The organism is Sphingobium sp. FG58 (genome assembly GCF_057809055.1).
This window is the reverse complement of sequence record NZ_JBMDJF010000014.1, coordinates 1-18,899: the sequence shown is the minus strand read 5'-3', so window position 1 is coordinate 18,899 and position 18,899 is coordinate 1. Positions and strand designations below refer to the sequence as shown.

Below are 18,899 nucleotides of genomic sequence, written 5' to 3'. Positions count from 1 at the left end.
TTCCTGCTGGCCTGCGTCGCGATGCCCGCGATCGCACAAAGCGGAGAACCGTGGCAGCCGCCCACGCTCACCAATACCCGCTATGAGGAGGATTGGAGCAGGCTGGCCGATCCCGCCAACCGCGACGGACGCTGGACGGAGGCTTTCAAATATATTCCGCTGGGTGGCGATGCCTGGCTTTCCACCGGCATCGAACTGCGCGCGCGTAGCGAAAGCTATCGCGACAGCCTGTGGGGCGGGGCGGATGCGCCGGACGACAGCTATCTGTGGCTGCGCGCCACGCCCTATGCCGACCTGCATGTCGGCAAACTCCGGGCCTTTGTCCAGCCAATCGCTGCCTATGCCGTCGGCGTGGCCCCCTCAGCCGGTCCAATCGACCAGAGCCGGGTCGACCTGCTACAGGGCTTTGCGCAAGCAGAAATCGGGCCGGTCACACTGCGGGCCGGACGCCAGATGCTCTCGCTCGGCACGGAACGGATCGTCGGCACCCGCTACGGTCCCAACGTCCCGCTCGCATTCGACGGCGCGCGCGCCGATGTGCGGATCGGCAAGGCGACCGTCAGCCTGCTGGCGGTCAAGCCGGTCCAGCCAGGCCTCGCCAGTTTCGACGATGCGACGTCCGACACAAAGGCGTTGTGGGGCGCTTATGCTGTGCTGCCTGCACTGGACATTTATTATCTGGGCTACCGCAACCGGGCGGCCCGCTTCGGTGGAACCACCGGGCGCGAACTTCGGCACAGCATCGGCCTGCGGTCGCAGGGCAAGCGCGGTGACTGGCGCTGGAATGTCGAGGGCCTTTACCAATTCGGCACCTATGATGGCCAACGCATCGCTGCCTGGACGCTGGGCACGGAATTCGGCCGCGATTTCCCCACGCTGCCGCTGTCGCCTGCCGCCACCCTGCGCTTCAACATCGTGAGCGGCGACCGCGATCCGGCGGACGGTCATCTCGACACCTTCAACGCACCGTTTCCGAAGGGCAAATATTTCGGCGAATTGTCGCCGGTCGGTCCGACCAACATCGTCAGCGTCAATCCGCGTATCGACTTCGATCTTGGGAGCGGCGTTTCGGCCAGTGTCGCGGCCATGGCCTATTGGCGCTATAGCCGGGGCGACGGCGTCTATGACATACCTAGCAACCTGATCCGCGCGGCAGGGGACAGCGACGCGCGCTCCATCGGCAAGGAGGCCGAAGCGACGTTGGCTTGGCAAGCCAGCCCGGAATGGGAATTGTCCACGTCGGTTTCCGCCTTCGCGCCGGGTGCCTTCATCCGGCAGACCGGCCCCGGGCGCACTATCCTGATGCTGGGGCTGGAAAGCAATTTCCGTTTCTGATCTTTTCTGATTTATCGAACATATCTGACGATCTTATTCGACTGAGAGAGCAGCGTCCGGTCCGTTAAGCCCATCTCGATCGAATATCTGTTGCAGGAGACCCCCATGATCCCGTCCAAGCCCTCCCCCTTGCCCTGGCTGCTGCTGTTGCTCTCCGTCACCACCGGCCTTGTCGATGCCATCTCGGTGCTTGGCCTTGGCAAAGTGTTCACCGCCAACATGACCGGCAATGTCGTGTTCCTGGGCTTCGCTGCGGCAGGCACGCCCGGCTTCCGCGTCGCGCCCTATCTGGCCGCGATCGCTTCCTTCATGATCGGCGCGCTGGTGGCCGGGCGCGTGGGCAAGCATCATGCCGGACTGCCGCTGCGCCGCTGGCTGTTCGTCGCAGCGCTGGTGGAAGCGGCCTTGCTGTGGATCGCAGCCCTTGTTTCTGTCGGCTTCGATGTCGCCAGCCAGTCGCCGGGGTACAAGGTCTTTGCGATCATTGCCCTGACCGGCCTTGCCATGGGCTTCCGCAACGCCACCATCCGCCAGTTGAAGGTGCCTGACCTGACGACCACGGTCTTGACGCTGACGATCACTGGCCTTGCCGCCGATTCCAGTCTGGCGGGCGGTAGCAACCCCAACTGGGCGCGGCGTATCGGCAGCATCGTGGCGATCTTCCTAGGCGCGGCCATTGGCGCGTGGCTCGTCATCCATGGCGGCCTTGTCCTGCCGCTGCTGCTCGCCGGCTTCCTCGTCCTTGCAGGAACGTTCGCCTGCATGATGCATCCGGCAGCAGGCGAAAACGCTACCGCCTAATCGCGCAGCGCGCGTTCGATCCGTCGGTCGGGGACAAGCCAGGGTAGCAGGACGATGATGTACAGCACAATCGCCACCGGCCGCGCGAAGAAGGCAGCTGGCACGGCGATAGCGTAGAGGGCGAGCGTGAGCTTGCCTTTGCGGTCCGACCCCACCGCGCGGGCCAGCGCGGACTGCGCGCCATTGCAGGCGATGATCGCCCGCTCGGTCATTTCGTAACCAATCGCCGCCATGCCCAGCACCACGCCATAGGAGGCTGTCGCCATCGCCGAGAAGCCGCTCGCGTCGAGCCAGCGGATGACGAAGGGGACGAGGCTGAGCCAGAACAGCAGATAAAGATTGGCCCATAAAACCTTCCCGTCGATCCGGTCGGTCGCGTGGAGCAGATGGTGATGGTTGTTCCAGTAAAGCCCAACATTGACGAACGAGAGGATATAGGCGAGCAGGATCGGCACGCTCTCCGACAGCGCCGCGAGGCTGCCATCGCGCGGCACCTTCAATTCCAGCACCATGATCGTGATGATGATGGCGACGACCCCGTCGGTAAAGGCTTCCAGTCGGCCGGACGGCATCCCGCCTTTTTTGCCTGTGCGCGTGTCAGACATCACCCATGCCCTCCAGCGCCTTGTCGTCGCGCCCCAGTGCCACGAACTGGTCGAGCAACCAAGAGGCGGCTGGCCCTGGCGGCGTATCGCGTCGCCACACGCCCGCGAAGCGATACATGCCGCCGCTATGGTCGGGCATCGCCAGGCGTATCAGCGACCCGTCGATCAGGTCCGGCTCGATCATCGGCAGCGGCATGTTGCCCCAGCCAATCCCCTCGCGCAGCAGCGCGTGCTTGGCACCCAGATCGGCCAGCCGCCATGTCTTGGGACTCATGACGGAATAATCCTGTCCTTCGGTAAAGCGGGAGCGGTCGGTCAGCACCAGCTGCGTGTAATCGCGTCCCGCGCCGGGAGGTATCCGCTCCATCCGGCCTAGCGGATGATCGGGCGCTGCGACCGGCACCATAGGCACTGACCCCGCCGCGACGCACTCCACGCCATCGACTCCGGCCGCGAGCGGCCCCGAAAGCCCAACGACCGCGCGCCTGTCCAGCACCATGGCAGTGACTGCGCCCAACGCCTCGACATGCAGGCGCAGTTGCACCGTCGGATATTCCGCCGCGAAGGCGCGCAGCACCTTGCCGAGCCGCTCCGACGGCAGCATCACGTCGACGGCAAGGTCGACCTCCGCCTCCAGCCCGTCGAGCAGGCCTTTCACCTTTGCGCGCAGCCCGTCCATGCCGTGGGAAATGCTGCGTGCCTCTGCCAGCAACGCCCGGCCAGCGACCGTCAATACGGGCTTGCGCGTGCCCTCCCGCTCGAACAGCATCAGGCCAAGCTGCGCCTCCAGATTGGCGATGCCATAGCTGATAACTGACACGGCGCGGTTGAGCCGGCGTCCGGCGGCGGCAAAACTGCCCGTATCCACGATCGTCAGAAATATGCGCAGTTGGTCGAAGGTCGGCGTGCCTGGCCTGTTCACTTTTCGATTTCCTCGAACGTTTCGTCTGCTTTTATCCCTCTGAGCAGGCAGGCTCGCAAGCGATAAAAGCATATCCAACAGGGCAGCACATCGCCGCCGACATTGGAGATACCGACATGATCGAACTTCGCCCCTATGACAGCCTCGGAGGCGCCAACCATGGCTGGCTCGACGCCAAGCATCATTTCTCGTTCGCTGGCTATCATGATCCCGCCCGTATGCACTGGGGCAATCTGCGTGTGTGGAACGACGACACCATTGCGCCCAAGACCGGCTTCCCGCCCCACCCGCATCGCGATATGGAGATCATTACCTATGTCCGCGAAGGGGCGATCACCCATGAGGACAGCCTGGGCAATAAGGGCCGGACCGAAGCGGGCGACGTACAGGTCATGAGCGCGGGTACGGGCGTGCGCCATAGCGAATATAATCTGGAGGAGGTGACCACCAGAATCTTCCAGATCTGGATCGTCCCCACCCGTGACGGCGAAGCACCCAGCTGGGGTGCCAAGCCCTTCCCCAGAGGTGAGCGATCGGGCCATTTCGTGACGCTGGCGTCGGGCTATGAGAATGATAATGATGCCCTGCCAATCCGCACCGATGCCCGCGTCGTCGCGGCGACATTGAAGGCTGGTGAAAGCGCCGAATATCCGGTGGGCCGCGACCGCAAAGCCTATCTGGTACCCGCCACCGGCGCGATCACTATCGATGACGTCCGCGTCAACGCACGTGATGGCGCTGCGATCAGTGACCTCGACGTGATCCGCGTGACAGCGATAGAAGACAGCGAAATTGTGCTGGTCGACGCTGCGTGAAAAAAACGACGGCGTCAGCGCGCCTGACTTGCGCGCTGACGCCGGACGCGGGTAATCCTACCCATTCAAGACGCTTGATCGCCTGTTGCTTAGGCCAGAAGCCGACGTGCCGGATTTCAGCTTTTTGTCCCGCAAATGGCCGGCTGCCTGCTTTCGGCTTCCTTGCTTCGATATCGGCCAAGGGATATGCCTCGTCGTTCATTAGTTCGTTGGCTCTGCCGCTAACCTGCCAATCATGTGTGGACGTCGCGCTCGTCATGAAATCTACCAATGCCTCCAGCCTTGCCGAATTGGCCAGGATCGCCGGCGTCTCCGTATCGACGGTATCGCGTTCCCTATCGGGCAATCCCATGATCGCGCGCGGAACCCGTGAGCGGATCGAGGCGCTGGCGAAGGAGCATGGCTTTCAGATCAATCTGACCGCCCGCAACCTGCGACTGGGGCGCACGGGCGCGATAGCGGTGGTGCTGCCGCTGGGGCATGAGACGCAGCAGCATCTGTCCGATCCCTTTTTCATGAGCCTGATCGGCCCGCTGGCCGACGCGCTGACAGATCGGGGCTACGACCTGCTATTGTCACGCGTCATTCCCTCCGATGGCCAGTGGCTGGACCGGATCGTCGATGGCGGGCGGGTCGATGGCGTGCTGCTGATCGGCCAGTCGGACCAGATCGATGTGATCGAACGCGTCGCGACGCGCTATCCGCCACTGGTCATCTGGGGCGCGGCGGTAGAGGGCTATGCGCAGTTGACCGTAGGTTCGGACAATATCGCAGGCGGCCGCATGGCGGCCGAATATCTGCTGGCGCAAGGTCGCAAGCACCTTGCCTTTTTCGGCAATCCTGACGTGCCGGAATTCGCGGCGCGCTACGCCGGATTCAGGGCGGCACTTGCCGATGCAGGGCAAGGGGACGGTTTGCTTCTGCCTGCGCATTTGACGACGCAGGAATCCTACGACGCCATTCGGCTTTTCCTGCCGGATCATCCGCCAATCGACGGTATCGTCGCCGCGTCGGATGTGATTGCCATGAGCGCGCTGCGGGCGCTGGGCGACGCAGGAATGCGCGTACCCGGCGACGTGGCCGTCATCGGCTATGACGATGTAATGGTGGCCGCCCAGACCAGCCCGCCGCTGACGACGATCAGGCAGGATGTAGCGCGGGGCGCAGCGCTGATGGTGGAACTGCTGTTCGATCGGCTGGCGGGGAGCGAAACCGCTTCGGTGTGCATGACGCCGCAACTTGTGCAGCGCGCATCCGCCTGACGATCAGGCTGGCGCTGTTTCCCCCGCTGCGGGCTTGTCCCTGATCGCAAGGGTCGCGAGCGCCGCCGCGATCATCATGACTCCGCCGAGCATCAGCACATGACGCGGATCGCCGCCCAGCAACGGGCGGTAGATCAGTGGCATCGTCAGGCTTTCGATCATCATCGGAATGACGATGAACATGTTGAAAATGCCCATATAGATTCCGGTGCGGGCGGGCGGGATGCTGTCGGCCAGGATGACATAGGGGTTGCCCATCATGCTTGCCCAGCCAAGGCCGATGCCGATCATCGGCAGGAACAGCATCGCTTCGCTCGAACACCATGGCAGCGCGAGCATCGCGACGCCAGAGGCCGCTACGCTGACGGCATGAACAGGCCTGGCGCCGATTTTACGCGCGATCGGCACCATCGCAAAGGCGGCGATGAAGGCGATGAAATTGTAAAAGCCGCCGATCTGGCCGTTGACCAGTACGGCCTGGCGAAAGCCTGCGCTGGTCGCGTCCGACGTGTCGAAGAGCGAGCGGGCGATGGCGAAGGCGACGAACTGCCAATAGCAGAACATGGCATACCACTGGAACAGCATGGCGATAGCGAGCTGGCGCATGGGCACAGGCATTTCGACCATCGCCTGTTTCAGGTCGCGCAGGGTCGTGCGCGCGGAAAGGGGTTCCGCCTGCATCGCTGCGATCTCTTCTGCGCTCAGCGGCAATTCGGGTACGCGCAGGACCGACCAGAGGATGGTCGATAGCGACAGCACCGCGCCGACGATGAAAGCGATCCTCGTTATGACCGGGATACCCGATGGATCGAGCGCATCGGCGTTTAGGCCGCCCCAGACGAGCAACGAGGGCGCAAGGTAGGAAAGCGTCTGGGCGAGGCCTGTAAAGGCGCTCTGCGTCAGGAAGCCGAGTGGCCGTTGCTGCTGGTCTAGCCGATCGCTGACATAGGCGCGATAGGGTTCCATCGTCACATTATTGGCGGCGTCTAATACCCAGAGCAGGCTGGCCGCGACCCATAGCGCGCGACTGTAGGGCATGGTGAACAGACACAGGCTGCAGAATATGGCCCCGATCAGGAAATAGGGGGTGCGCCGCCCGAAGCGGGTAACGGTGCGATCGCTCAACGCGCCGATGATCGGCTGAACCAGCAAACCGGTCATCGGCCCGGCAAGCCATAGCAGCGGCAGCGACGCCTCGTCCGCGCCCAGATAGGAATAGATCGGACCCATATTGCTCTGCTGCAGTCCGAAACTGAACTGGAGACCCAGGAAGCCCAGATTCATCTGGACGATACTGCCGAGCGATAAATGCGGTTTACGGGATATCGCGTCGCTCATGGTCCTTGCCTCTCCGGTCGTGGCGGACTGTTATCATCCTGCCTGTCCTTGTCAGTATCAAAGGCTGCAAACGATTGCAAATAATTCTTGCAATCGTTTGCGGACAGCGTCATCAAGCGATCAAGCCGAACCGAATCGGCGCGGGAGAGAGAAGATGAAGAGGCAGTTCCAGGCAGTGTTATTAGCGTCGGCGGCGATGATCGCGCCCCATACAGCCCATGCGCAGAGCGAAGCCGATGCGGCTGGCGATGCCGCGCCTGCGGTGGCGGCAGGTGACGAGATCGTCGTGACTGCGGTGGCCCGCGGTCAGAATCGGCTCAACAGCTCAGTCACCGTCAGCTCGCTCAGCAGCGACGACATCGCCAAGGCCGCACCGCGCTCCGTTGCCGAAATCTTCCGCAACCTGCCCGGCATCCGCTCCGAATCCTCGGGCGGCGAAGGCAATGCCAATATCTCGGTTCGCGGCCTGCCGGTAGCATCGGGCGGCGCGAAGTTCCTTCAATTGCAGGAAGACGGCCTGCCAGTGCTGGAATTTGGCGACATCACCTTCGGCAATGCCGACATTTTCCTGCGGTCCGATTTCAACATCGGCCGGGTGGAATCGGTCCGGGGCGGGTCGGCCTCCACCTTCGCGTCCAATGCGCCCGGCGGCGTCATCAACATGATTTCCAAGACCGGCGAACAGGAAGGCGGTGCCATTCAGGCAACGGCGGGCATCGACTATCGCGACTATCGCCTGGACTTCGACTATGGCGGCCGGATCAGTGACAGCCTGCGCTATCATGTCGGCGGCTTCTATCGGCAGGGCGAAGGACCGCGCAAGGCGGGCTATGACGCCAACAAGGGCGGGCAGATCAAGGCGAACATCACAAAGGAATTTGCCGGCGGCTATATCCGCCTCTACGGCAAATATCTCGATGACCGCGCCATCGGCTACCTGCCCAATCCCGTGTTGGTGACGGGCAGCAACAGCAATCCCAAATATCAGGATCTGCCCGGTTTCAGCATCAATGGCGATACGCTCCATTCGCGCTATTTTCGCGACAATGTGACGCTGGACGGCAGCAACAATCCGGTCACGCGCGACATTCGCGATGGCCAGCATCCCGTCGTCTATGCCGTCGGCCTGGAATCGCAATTCGAATTGGGCGATGGCTGGAACGTTACCGAACGCTTCCGCTATTCGGACGTGTCGGGCGGTTTCACCTCGCCCTTCCCCTCTGCGGTCGACACCGGATCGGCGATCGCGGCCGCACTGGGCGGCGCGGGATCGACCCTGACCTATGCCAATGGCCCAAAAGCGGGCCAGGCGTTTAACGGCAGCAATTATCTAGCGCAGATCGTGCTGTTCGACGTCAAGATCAACAGCCTCAACAACATCACCAACGACCTGCGCGTCAGCCGGGATTTCGACTTGGGCCTGGGCAAGTTGACCGCGACGGCCGGCTTCTACAAATCGCGCCAGACGATCGCTACCGACTGGCTGTGGACGTCGCACCTGCTGGAAGTGACCGGCGGCGGCAATGCAGCTCTGGTCAACCTGACCAATGCGGCGGGTCAGGCGCTGACGCAGGATGGCACTTATGGCTATGGCGCGACCTTCTTCGGCAATTGCTGCCGCCGCAGCTATGATGTTGATTATAATACCAACGCGCCCTTCGCCTCGCTGAGCCTGGCCACCGGCGCGCTGACCCTGGACGGCAGCCTGCGCTATGATTTCGGCAGCGCCAAGGGTATGATCGCCGGATCGGATCTGGGCGGCGGGCGCATCGGCGTCATCAGCCGCGACATGAATGGCAATGGCGTCATCTCCATTCCGGAAACACAGGTTGCCGTGATCCCGGCACTGACCGCCCCGGTTGACTATAATTATGAGTATCTGTCCTACTCGTTGGGCGCTAATTACCGCCTGGCCAACGATGTCGCGCTGTTCGCCCGCTACAGCCGGGGTGCGCGCGCCAATGCCGATCGCCTGCTATTTGGTCCCGCCGTCAGCTTCACGACCGGCGAGCTAACCGACAGTGGTGCTGCGGTCGATTTCGTCAGGCAGCTAGAAGGCGGGGTCAAATATCGCAATGGCGGGCTGACCCTGAATGCAACGGCCTTTCACGCAAAGACCGAAGAACAGAATTTCGAGGCGACCACCCAGACCTTTTTCAATCGCAATTATCGCGCCTATGGACTGGAACTGGAGGGCGGCTATCGCACCGGCAGGTTCAGCCTCACCGCAGGCGGAACGTACACAGATGCGAAGATCGTCAGCGACGTGCTGAACCAGACGGTCGTCGGCAATCGGCCGCGTCGCCAGGCCAAGTTTTTGTACCAGGTCACGCCGCAATATGATGCGGGGATATTCACCGTCGGCGCGAATGTCATCGGCACGTCCAGTAGCTATGCGCAGGACAGCAACCAGTTGAAGCTGCCGGGCTATACTCAGGTCAACGCCTTCCTGACGGTCAAGCCGATGGATCGCGTCCAACTGTCGTTGAATGCCAATAATCTGTTCGACGTGAAGGGATTCACCGAGGCAGAGGAGGCCGCCATCCCTGCCAATGGCATCGTTCGCGCACGTTCGATCAATGGTCGAACCGTCTCCGCTTCGGTGCGGTTCGACTTCTGACCCACTCTTTTCCGGGGCGTTATACGCCTTTGGAAATCATGGTCTCCGCCGGCGACTGCACGCACCGGCGGAGACCATGGCTCAACCACTGTTCCCACGCTCTGCCGACGGATCCCCGATGATGACAAGCCACTGGACCGCCGCCCATGTCGCCGCGATCGACTGTCAGAGCGTGCCGTGCGCGCCGCTATTTGCCAAGCCGCAACCGCTGATACCCGGCATCGACCTGTGGGATTACTGGCCGGTGCAGGAAGAGGACGGGTCGCAAGCGGAGATTGCAGGCGGCACATTGTTCATCCTGCTGTCGGCCCCCGCACTGCTCGATCCCGAAGCGCGCCATGGCATGGCCCGGCTGCGCCTGATGCATCGGTTAGGGGAAGCATGGCGCGACCTTGGCCTTTTGTTCGACACCGATTTTTCGCCGGGCAGCCGGGAATGGTCGGGGTCGGCGAAAATGTCGTCCGATCATCGCCAGGTCACGCTCTATTATACGGTTGCGGGCGTGCGCGGCGAAAATGTCGTCAGCTTCAGCCAGCGGCTGTTCGAGACCCGTGCCACCCTGTCAGTCAAGGGCGATGCCATCGCTTTTTCTCCCTGGTCGACGCCGGTCGAGATGCTGGTACCCGATGGTATGGATTATGTGCGCGACATGGAGGGCGGCGGGGCGATCGGCACGATCAAGGCGTTTCGCGACCCCGCTTTCTTTCGTGATCCGACAGATGGCGAGACCTATATCTTTTTCGCCGCATCATTGGCGCAATCGATGTCCTTCTGGAACGGGGCGGTCGGCATGGCCCGGCGCAATGGCGATGGCGGCTGGGACGCATTGCCGCCGCTGATCGCCGCGGATGGCCTGAACAATGAACTGGAGCGGCCCCACGTCATTGTGCATGACAGGCGCTATTATCTCTTCTGGTCCACCCAGCGGAAAGTGTTTGCAAAGGATGGTCCGGCCGGTCCCAATGGTCTTTACGGCATGGTAGCGGATCGGCTGATGGGTCCGTGGCGACCGATCAACGGCACCGGGCTTGCCTTCGCCAATCCACCCGAGGCACCCTTTCAGGCCTATAGCTGGTTCGTGCTGCCAGATCTTACGGTCCAGAGTTTTGCTGATATGACCGGCATCGCCCATGTTCCGGCCGATCCGGCGCAGGCGCGCAACCATTTCGGCGGTGCGCCTGCCCCCGAACTGCGGCTGGCAATTGCGGGAGACAGGGTTTGGCTGGCATGACCATGGACGAACCGCTGATCGTCGGCCTGGAACTGGGCGGCACCAAATGCATCGCTACGCTGGCACGGGGGCGGACCATCCTGCGGCAAGAACGATGGCCGACCGGGACGGCGGACATGTTGCACGCCATGTCCGATGCGCTGGCGCTCTGGCAGCAGGATATGCCGTTCGCAGCAATCGGCATCGCCAGCTTCGGGCCGCTGCATCTGGATCCACAGGTCCCCCGCTTTGGCCATATGGGTAATACTCCCAAGCCCGGTTGGGCCGGGCACGACATATTCGGGCATTTCGCCAGCCGCTTTGACGTGCCGATTGCTATCGATACTGATGTCGCGGGCGCGGCGCTGGCGGAGGGCATGTGGGGCGCATCGCAGGGATGCGCGGTCCACGCTTATGCCACGATCGGCACCGGGGTCGGCCTGGGGCTGGTCGTAAACGGCCAGGCCGTCCACGGCCATCTGCATCCCGAAGCCGGACACATGCGTGTCCGGCGCCAGCCGGGCGATTTGTTCGCCGGTGCCTGCCCCAGCCATGGCGACTGTCTGGAAGGGCTGGTCGGTGGACCGGCATTGGCCGCACGATCGCCGATCGCGGTGGCGGACATGACCGACGACGATCCGCTTTGGAACCACGTTGCCGCCGATCTGGCGGAATGGACAGCGATACTGATCCTGGCCTTTTCACCAGAGCGGCTGGTGCTGGGCGGCGGCGTGATCCAAGCGCGGCCCATGCTGTTGCCTCTCATCGCCCGTCGATCGGCCGACCTACTGAATCTTTATATAGAGGATTTGGACGCCGCCGCGTTGGAGCAACTGATCGTCGCGCCCGCACTGGGTGCCGACGCGGGTCCGTTGGGCGCGATCCTACTCGGCCAGCAGGCAGTTATGGCACGGGATAGCAGATAGATTATCCTGATGGATTTTCTCGGCCGGAAGCTCGCCTGGGTAGAAGCCGGACAGCCAGAGGATGGACCGAATTGGCAGGGCTGCTCGCACCAAAAACTGGCATTCCCCTCTGCGGAAAAAGGCAGAAAAGTCTCAGGGTAAGTTGCTCGTTGTTGAGGCAGTTCGCGACCCAAATCAGGCTTTTGGACGCGCCATTTAAATTCCCAAGTCCAGACGGTCCGCTATCCGAGCGGAAGCGCGGGTTTAGCGCATCGTCGAGGTATCGAGCTGGCTCCGCGCAACTCACCATCGAAAGGCTGAAATTCTCCAGTCACAGGACGCGGGCAAAACCTGCCACGCCGCCCGCTGGCGGCAACTGTAAAGCTGGCTTTGCCGCTGGCGGCAATACAGGGCTGCCCTCACTGCCGAAAATTGCCTCTATATTGCGGACGCACAGCGCCACATTGTCGTCCGCCAGCATATACCAGACCTGCTTGGCTTCCTTGCGCGTTTGGACCAGATCGGCGCGTCGCAATTCGGCCAGTTGCTGGCTAAGCGCAGGCTGGCCAATACCAGTGACATCGGCGATCTCGCCAACATTGCGCTCGCCGCGCAACAGGCAGGACAGGATCATTAGCCGCTGAGGCTGCGCGAAGATCTTGATCTTTTCGGCCGCCGCCGCCGCTGCGTCGCGATCTTCGTAAAGAGCCCTCATGGTTGGGCCTCCAGTCGACAGAACCAGTCGGGTGCAGCGTCTAAATACTCGGCAGCAGGCAGCAATGTGGGTTGACCCGGCGCCCAGCCTTCGGGCGTCAGGCTGGTCCCGCCATCGACGCGCTGCAATGCGTGCAAAAGGCGGAGCATCTCGTCCACCGACCGACCGACATTGTGGGGGTAGGCCGTGGTTGCGCGGATCGCCCCCTGCGGATCAATGAAGAAGGTCGAGCGCATCGTCATGCTGTCCGCTGCATCTTCATCGATCATGCCATAGGCACGGCCCACCGCCATGCTGGGATCTTCGATGATAGGGAAGGCGATCTGGACGTCGAACAGATCGCGCAGCGCCCGAACCCATGCGATATGGGAATAGAGGCTGTCGACGGACAAGCCCACCAACCGGCAGTCGAGCGCCTCAAAATCCGCCTGCCGCCGCGCAAGGGCTGCAAATTCAGTGCTGCACACCGGTGTGAAGTCGGCGGGATGAGAAAAGAAGATCACCCACTGGCCCCGCAGCGCCGAGAGCTGAAAATCACCCATGGTCGAACGTGCCCGAAAATCAGGCGCGAGGGAGCCAATACGGAGCGGATTCGGTCGGGCGGTCGTGACGTCGTTCATGATGCTTTCCTGCAATCGTCCGGGGAATGTGGCAAGGCCTTGACGATTTCAAATTATATAAATACATATTTCATGTAAATATGAAATCGAAGGAGAGTCGCATGGCCGACCCTGCATTTGAGAAAGCCTATGTCCAAGTCACTGTCGCCAGAAGCGGCGTGCCCGTTATAAAGGCGTTCTTCGACGCGCCGACCTTCACCGTAACCTATGTGGTGCATGATGCAGAAACGCGCCGCGCCGCGGTGATCGACAGCGTGCTGACCTATGATCCCGCCACCGGGCGCACCGGGCATGATGCGGTCGATCCGGTCATCGCCTATGTCGAGGCACAAGGGCTGAGCGTCGACTGGCTCCTGGAAACCCACGCCCATGCCGATCATCTGTCGGCTGCGCCCTATCTCCAGCAGAAGCTGGGCGGAAAGATCGCGATCGGCGCGCATATCAGCGAAGTGCAGCAGACATTCGGTTCGCTGTTCAATGCAGGTGCTGATTTTCAGCGCGACGGGTCGGACTTCGATCATCTCTGGGCCGATGGCGACCAGTTCATGATCGGTAATCTGGCCGTCACGGTACTGCATGTGCCGGGCCACACCCCGGCCTGTGTTGCTTATGTCATCGGTGACGCAGTGTTCGTGGGGGACACCATGTTCATGCCCGATTATGGCACCGCCCGCGCCGACTTTCCTGGTGGCGACGCGCGCACCCTGTTCCGGTCCCTGCGTCGCCTGCTGGAATTGCCGCCTGAAACCCGGCTGTTCCTTTGCCATGACTATCTGCCCGAAGGGCGCGATCATTATGTTTGGGAAACAACGGTCGCCGAGCAACGCCGTGCCAATATCCATGCGCGTGACGGGGTGAGCGAGGATGATTTCGTCGCCATGCGCGAGGCGCGCGACGCCACGCTGGCCATGCCGCGCCTGATCCTGCCATCGGTGCAGGTCAATATGCGCGCGGGCCATATGCCGCCGCCTGACGACAATGGCGTCACCTACCTCAAAATCCCGGTGAACCAGCTATGATCCCCGGCTTTCCAGAGGCGCAGCCGGTTGCGGGCCTTATCGGCGGGTTGATGATCGGCCTGGCCGCCGCGATCATGCTGCTGGGGCTGGGGCGGATCGCCGGGGTCAGCGGGCTGACGGCGCGCGCTACGGGGCTGGCGGACAGTGGTGCGCCGCGCAGCGTGGCGGCGGCTTTCATCATCGGCTTGCCGCTTGGTGCTCTCTTGGCCGCCTGGCTGTGGGGCGGAGTGCCTGCGAGCTTCCCTGCGCCGGGCCTGCTGATTGTCGCGGGGCTGGTCGTCGGCTTCGGCACGCGGCTGGGGTCGGGTTGCACCAGCGGCCATGGCGTGTGCGGCCTGTCGCGCCTGTCACGCCGCTCGATCGTCGCGACGGCCCTGTTCATGGGTAGCGGTTTTGCGACCGTGGCGCTGATGCGTCTGGCAGGCACAATCTGATGCGGATCATGATCGCCTTATTGTCTGGTGCGCTGTTCGGTGCCGGACTCGCCATTTCGGGCATGGCCGATCCGATGCGGGTGCGCGCTTTCCTCGATCTTTTGGGGGCATGGGATCCGACGCTTGCGTTTGTCATGGGCGGGGCGATCATCCCGATGGCGCTGGCCTGGGCAGCGCAGAGACGGCTCGATCGGCCCCTTGCCGCCAATGACTTCGTCCTGCCCGAAACGCGCGGGATTGATGGCAAGCTGGCGCTGGGCGCGATCCTGTTCGGCGTCGGCTGGGGCATTGGTGGACTATGCCCCGGTCCTGCCATTGCCAGCCTGGCGCTGGCTCCGGCAACCGTCGCACCCTTCGTGCTGGCCATGTTGGGCGGCATGGCGATCCATCGCTTGACCACGCAATGATGGACACAACCCAATATCTGCTGGGCGGCGTGTCTGGCGGGCTGGTCGGCTTCGTGCTGGGGCTGGTCGGCGGGGGCGGCTCCATCCTTGCCGTGCCGTTGATGGTCTATCTGGTCGGCGTGCCCAATGCCCATGTCGCCATTGGCACCAGCGCGCTTGCCGTCGCGGCCAATGCGGCGGCAGGCCTGGCCAGCCATGCCCGCGCTCATCATGTCAAATGGCGGTGCGGTGGCATATACGCCACGGCGGGCATCGTCGGCGCGCTGGCCGGATCGACATTTGGCAAGATGGTCGACGGCGATAAATTGCTGGCGCTGTTTGCTTTGGTGATGCTGCTGGTCGGCGCGTTGATGCTCAAAGGCCGGGGCAACCCCGGCAATCCGGGAGCCGAATGCAACCGGGAAAAAGCGCCCAAGGTTGTCGCCTACGGGTTGGGGTCAGGCTTGTTCTCCGGCTTTTTCGGGATCGGCGGCGGTTTCCTGATCGTGCCGGGGCTGGTGGCGTCGACGGGGATGCCGATGCTGATGGCGGTCGGCACCTCCCTGGTCGCGGTCACTGCTTTCGGCCTGACGACGGCGGCCAATTATGCCTTTTCCGGGCTGATCGACTGGCCGCTGGCAGCCGTGTTCGTCGTCGGCGGTATTGCGGGCAGCATCGGCGGCACCCGGCTGGCCGAGGCGCTGGGTGGAAAGACCGGGCGGCTTACCACGGTCTTTGCCGGGCTGATCTTCATCGTCGCGTTTTATATGCTCTGGCGCAGCGCTGCGGCCTTTCTGCCGGACATGACAATATGACCGATCTCTTTCCCGCTGCCCACCTGCTACATGGTGGGCGAAAGGACATGTCTCATGTTCGACTCGCTTGACGCCCTGCTTCTAGCCCGATCGCAATTCGCCTTCACCGTCAGTTTCCACTTCCTGTTTCCGGCTTTTTCCATCGGCCTTGCCCGTTACCTGATGGTACTGGAGGGATTGTTGCTGGCGACCGGCCCAGCCAGCCTGTTCACCAGCACTTGCCCGGTGGCATATCGCCCCGCACGGATCTGGCGGAAGGTCGGCACCAGTCCTTCAAAGCCGATCGATACGCCGCGCTGGCGCAACAATAGCGCAATGGAAGTCGACAGTGGTCCCACCGGGATGTCGATCAATGCCTGCCGCTAGGCAATGGCGGTCGCTAAGTCTGACAGCCAGTGCTCCCCAGTAGCGGGCATAGCACTTAGCTTACTTCCTCCGCCACTGCGAGGCAGCGGCAGTATCTCGGTTGGCTTCTAACGATCACACACTGTCCTTGGCCAGCCGCAATCCCATAAACTGCCAACGATGATGGGGATAGAAGAAGTTGCGATAGCTTGCTCGCATATGGCCACGCGGGGTAGCGCAACTGCCGCCACGCAATACGCACTGGCCGCTCATGAACTTGCCATTATATTCGCCAATCGCGCCATCGGCGGCGCGAAATCCAGGGTATGGCCGATAGGCACTGCCGGTCCATTCCCACACATTGCCGAAAAATGCCGGGCCATTATCGACCGGACGCGGGCGGATGTCACCCGGACCGTCCAGCAAGTTGCCACCGGTTGGATCGTGCTGCGTGGCCGCCGCTTCCCATTCGGCCTCGGTCGGCAGGCGGGCTTCAGCCCAGCTGGCAAAGGCGTCCGCTTCATAAAAACTGACATGGCAGATCGGAGCAGCCGGATCGATAGGATGCCGACCCGACAGGGTGAAACTGGTCCAGCCATCGGCGCTGTCAGCCCAGTAAAGTGGCGCGACGATGCCTTGAGCCTGCCGCCAGGCCCAGCCGTCCGACAGCCACAAGCGGGGATCATCATAGCCGCCGTCTGCCATGAAGGCGATCCACTCGGCATTCGTGACCTTCCGATCCGCCAATTGGTGGGGATGGAGCAACGCCGTGTGTCGCGGCCCTTCGCAGTCAAATGCGAACGCCCCACTGTCGATGGTGCAGGCACCGATCTCGACCAGTCCCTGTTGGCCATCCAGCCAATTCACTGGCGCAGGATCGGCGAGATGTAGCGTGTCTTGGCGCGGCCAGACCGCGCATTCCAGGGGATTGAGAGAAAATGCGTGGAGTATGTCTGTCAGCAGTAATTCCTGATGCTGCTGTTCATGGTGGCAACCCAGATCGACCAGCGCTAGCAGCTCAGGCGAAAGCTGCTCGATTGCGCGATCCATCGCTGCATCAACCGCCGCGCGATAGTCGAGGATGTCGGCCAGTGAAGGGCGCGAGAGCATACCCCGCGCCGCCCGCGCCATGCGCGCGCCTTCGGCTTCATAATAGCTGTTGAACAGGAACGGCCATTCTGCCCGGTACGGCTGATACCCTGGTACATGGTCGCGCAGGATGAAGGTTTCGAAGAACCAACTCGTGTGCGCCAGATGCCATTTGGCGGGCGACGCATCGGGCATCGATTGGATCGTGGCATCTGCGTTCGATAGAGGCTTTGCCAGATTCTCAGTCAGCTTGCGAACTGAGGCGTAGCGCATCTTGGCGGCATGCATCAGCGTGCTACGCGCAGCAGATGGACGCTAAACAGGGTGTCTTCGTCAGTCCAGACGTCGACACTGTCGAACCCGGCCTTGCTGGCCAGCAAGGCAAATTCGTCGACGGCATATTTATGCGAATTTTCGACGTGAATAGCCGCGCCTTGTTCAAAACCAAAGCGCCGGCCCGCTACCGTGACGATCTGCTCGCGCAGGCTGACGAGCGAGATTTCGACATGGCCGGGTTCGCTTACATAGCGAGCGCGGTGTACAAAGGCGCTGGTGTCGAAATCAGCGCCCAGTTCATGGTTGGCGCGATGCAACAGGTTCAGGCTGAACTGCGCCGTCACCCCTTGCGCATCGTCGTAGGCATCCTCCAGCAATCCTGCGTCTTTCTTCAGGTCGACGCCAATCAGCATCATGCCATCTTGCCCCAGTCGCCCGCTCCATTCGCGCAAAAAGGCTTGCGCATCGTCGCGATCAAAGTTGCCGATGGTCGATCCGGGAAAGAAGCAGATGTCACGCAAACCCCCGTGCGGTGGAAGATCAAGTTCGCCCAAATAGTTGCCGCACACGGCATCAACCGTGATATCGGGATAGCGTGCCCGTACAGCCGCTGCCGCCGATGCCAGTGGAACCGGGGATATGTCGATACAGACATAAGCGCAAACCTGCTCTATCGCGTCTAGTAGGATTTCGGCCTTTCCGCCCGATCCCGCGCCCAACTCGATAAAGCGCACCTCCCCGCTGATAGCTTCCGCAATGGATGTAGCATGCGTCTCCAATATCAACCGCTCAGTTCTCGTCGGATAATATTCCGGCAGTTCGCAAATCCGGTCGAAGATCGCCGATCCCGCTGCGTCGTACAGGAACCTGCAGGGTATTGCCCGTTCGGGCTGCGATAGTCCGTCAACTACGGCTTGGAGGAATTCGCTGGTGTCAGATGCTGGCGGCTGGGTGTCCGAAACGCGGACAATCCCATCATAATCCATCGCCACGCTCGCCATATCATGCATGTAGATTTCCTGTCGGCTTGAAGTGGCCAGGGTTAAAAGCTTCAGTCAGGCAGACCGATCAAGGATGAGGTCCGCAGCATGAGATCTTCTATTGTCTTGCTGTTGTTATGCCACCAGGACCAGTGGACAGCTTGAAAACGCAAACGATCCCGACGCTATACCGTTCCCGTTAGTTTTATTGGAAACAGGCCTGGCCCAGTGCGGCACTTTTCGATCGCTTCAAGCGTCAGACTTACATAGACAAGTCTTGCCCTGCATCGGCATAGCACTGTTTTCCAAGACGCCAGACCCGACCAAAGCTGTCGGCAGATCGCGGCATTGCTAGCAGATTCAGGAACGATATCCACAACACCATACTGCGCACCGTTGAGGCCCGA

The 18,899-nt window shown here is 62.0% G+C and carries 18 protein-coding genes and 1 pseudogene; 12 read left to right on the top strand and 7 right to left on the bottom strand.

Features of this window, described 5'->3' with window-relative positions:
• The first annotated feature begins 21 nt into the window (after positions 1 to 21).
• Positions 22 to 1,335: an alginate export family protein gene (locus tag ACODR8_RS14955; protein WP_489008057.1), complete on the top strand. Its 1,314-nt coding sequence runs from the start codon at positions 22 to 24 to the stop codon at positions 1,333 to 1,335.
• 105 nt (positions 1,336 to 1,440) lie between these two features.
• Positions 1,441 to 2,136, top strand: a complete 696-nt coding sequence (locus tag ACODR8_RS14950; RefSeq protein WP_489007995.1) for a YoaK family protein — start codon at positions 1,441 to 1,443, stop codon at positions 2,134 to 2,136.
• Here the strand turns inward: ACODR8_RS14950 and ACODR8_RS14945 are convergent.
• Both ACODR8_RS14945 and ACODR8_RS14940 read right to left on the bottom strand, forming a co-directional pair.
• Complete coding sequence (locus tag ACODR8_RS14945; RefSeq protein WP_489007994.1) at positions 2,133 to 2,741, bottom strand: TMEM175 family protein; 609 nt, start codon at positions 2,739 to 2,741, stop codon at positions 2,133 to 2,135. The two genes, ACODR8_RS14950 and ACODR8_RS14945, sit on opposite strands and share 4 nt — an antisense overlap.
• A complete protein-coding gene (locus tag ACODR8_RS14940; protein WP_489007993.1) occupies positions 2,734 to 3,663 on the bottom strand; it encodes a LysR family transcriptional regulator in 930 nt (309 codons plus the stop codon). The genes ACODR8_RS14945 and ACODR8_RS14940 overlap by 8 nt, the downstream gene beginning before the upstream one ends.
• Before the next feature lie 116 nt (positions 3,664 to 3,779).
• Between ACODR8_RS14940 and ACODR8_RS14935 the strand changes: the two genes are divergently transcribed.
• Both ACODR8_RS14935 and ACODR8_RS14930 read left to right on the top strand, forming a co-directional pair.
• A complete protein-coding gene (locus ACODR8_RS14935; RefSeq protein ID WP_489007992.1) occupies positions 3,780 to 4,478 on the top strand; it encodes a pirin family protein in 699 nt (232 codons plus the stop codon).
• 257 nt (positions 4,479 to 4,735) lie between these two features.
• Positions 4,736 to 5,740 carry a LacI family DNA-binding transcriptional regulator gene (locus ACODR8_RS14930; protein ID WP_489007991.1) on the top strand — a complete coding sequence of 335 codons (1,005 nt, stop codon included), beginning with the start codon at positions 4,736 to 4,738 and terminating at the stop codon, positions 5,738 to 5,740.
• Positions 5,741 to 5,743: 3 nt separating this feature from the next.
• On the opposite strand, the gene ACODR8_RS14925 is transcribed toward ACODR8_RS14930, so the two are convergent.
• Positions 5,744 to 7,078 carry an MFS transporter gene (locus ACODR8_RS14925; RefSeq protein ID WP_489007990.1) on the bottom strand — a complete coding sequence of 445 codons (1,335 nt, stop codon included), beginning with the start codon at positions 7,076 to 7,078 and terminating at the stop codon, positions 5,744 to 5,746.
• 154 nt (positions 7,079 to 7,232) lie between these two features.
• Between ACODR8_RS14925 and ACODR8_RS14920 the strand changes: the two genes are divergently transcribed.
• The 3 genes from ACODR8_RS14920 to ACODR8_RS14910 all read left to right on the top strand — a co-directional run bounded on the left by ACODR8_RS14920 (position 7,233) and on the right by ACODR8_RS14910 (position 11,834).
• Positions 7,233 to 9,698, top strand: coding sequence for a TonB-dependent receptor domain-containing protein (locus tag ACODR8_RS14920; RefSeq protein ID WP_489007989.1), 2,466 nt, complete (start codon positions 7,233 to 7,235; stop codon positions 9,696 to 9,698).
• A gap of 118 nt (positions 9,699 to 9,816) precedes the next feature.
• A complete protein-coding gene (locus ACODR8_RS14915) occupies positions 9,817 to 10,929 on the top strand; it encodes a glycoside hydrolase family 68 protein (RefSeq protein ID WP_489007988.1) in 1,113 nt (370 codons plus the stop codon).
• A complete protein-coding gene (locus tag ACODR8_RS14910) occupies positions 10,926 to 11,834 on the top strand; it encodes an ROK family protein (RefSeq protein ID WP_489007987.1) in 909 nt (302 codons plus the stop codon). Before ACODR8_RS14915 ends, ACODR8_RS14910 begins: the two co-directional genes overlap by 4 nt.
• A 310-nt stretch (positions 11,835 to 12,144) precedes the next feature.
• Here the strand turns inward: ACODR8_RS14910 and ACODR8_RS14905 are convergent, their stop codons facing one another.
• The gene (locus ACODR8_RS14905; protein ID WP_489007986.1) at positions 12,145 to 12,528 is read right to left on the bottom strand and encodes an ArsR/SmtB family transcription factor; all 384 of its coding nucleotides are present in this window, start codon (positions 12,526 to 12,528) and stop codon (positions 12,145 to 12,147) included.
• Positions 12,525 to 13,148, bottom strand: a complete 624-nt coding sequence (locus ACODR8_RS14900; RefSeq protein ID WP_489007985.1) for a peroxiredoxin — start codon at positions 13,146 to 13,148, stop codon at positions 12,525 to 12,527. The genes ACODR8_RS14905 and ACODR8_RS14900 overlap by 4 nt, the downstream gene beginning before the upstream one ends.
• Positions 13,149 to 13,249: 101 nt before the next feature.
• Between ACODR8_RS14900 and ACODR8_RS14895 the strand changes: the two genes are divergently transcribed.
• From ACODR8_RS14895 to ACODR8_RS14875, 5 genes and pseudogenes are all read left to right on the top strand, one after another.
• The gene (locus ACODR8_RS14895) at positions 13,250 to 14,167 is read left to right on the top strand and encodes an MBL fold metallo-hydrolase (protein WP_489007984.1); all 918 of its coding nucleotides are present in this window, start codon (positions 13,250 to 13,252) and stop codon (positions 14,165 to 14,167) included.
• Complete coding sequence (locus ACODR8_RS14890) at positions 14,164 to 14,601, top strand: YeeE/YedE family protein (RefSeq protein ID WP_489007983.1); 438 nt, start codon at positions 14,164 to 14,166, stop codon at positions 14,599 to 14,601. Before ACODR8_RS14895 ends, ACODR8_RS14890 begins: the two co-directional genes overlap by 4 nt.
• Positions 14,601 to 15,008 carry a DUF6691 family protein gene (locus ACODR8_RS14885; RefSeq protein WP_489007982.1) on the top strand — a complete coding sequence of 136 codons (408 nt, stop codon included), beginning with the start codon at positions 14,601 to 14,603 and terminating at the stop codon, positions 15,006 to 15,008. Before ACODR8_RS14890 ends, ACODR8_RS14885 begins: the two co-directional genes overlap by 1 nt.
• Entirely contained in the window at positions 15,005 to 15,802 is a 798-nt protein-coding gene (locus tag ACODR8_RS14880) for a sulfite exporter TauE/SafE family protein (RefSeq protein WP_489007981.1), read from the top strand. The genes ACODR8_RS14885 and ACODR8_RS14880 overlap by 4 nt, the downstream gene beginning before the upstream one ends.
• Positions 15,803 to 15,856: 54 nt before the next feature.
• Positions 15,857 to 15,997, top strand: a pseudogene (locus ACODR8_RS14875) (cytochrome ubiquinol oxidase subunit I); the annotation flags it as partial.
• Between the two features lie 285 nt (positions 15,998 to 16,282).
• Here ACODR8_RS14875 and egtB read toward each other — a convergent pair.
• Both egtB and egtD read right to left on the bottom strand, forming a co-directional pair.
• Positions 16,283 to 17,524 (bottom strand): ergothioneine biosynthesis protein EgtB, encoded by a 1,242-nt coding sequence (gene egtB / locus ACODR8_RS14870; protein WP_489007980.1) that lies wholly within the window; start codon positions 17,522 to 17,524, stop codon positions 16,283 to 16,285.
• Entirely contained in the window at positions 17,524 to 18,522 is a 999-nt protein-coding gene (egtD, locus tag ACODR8_RS14865) for an L-histidine N(alpha)-methyltransferase (protein WP_489007979.1), read from the bottom strand. The genes egtB and egtD overlap by 1 nt, the downstream gene beginning before the upstream one ends.
• Positions 18,523 to 18,899 lie beyond the last annotated feature (377 nt).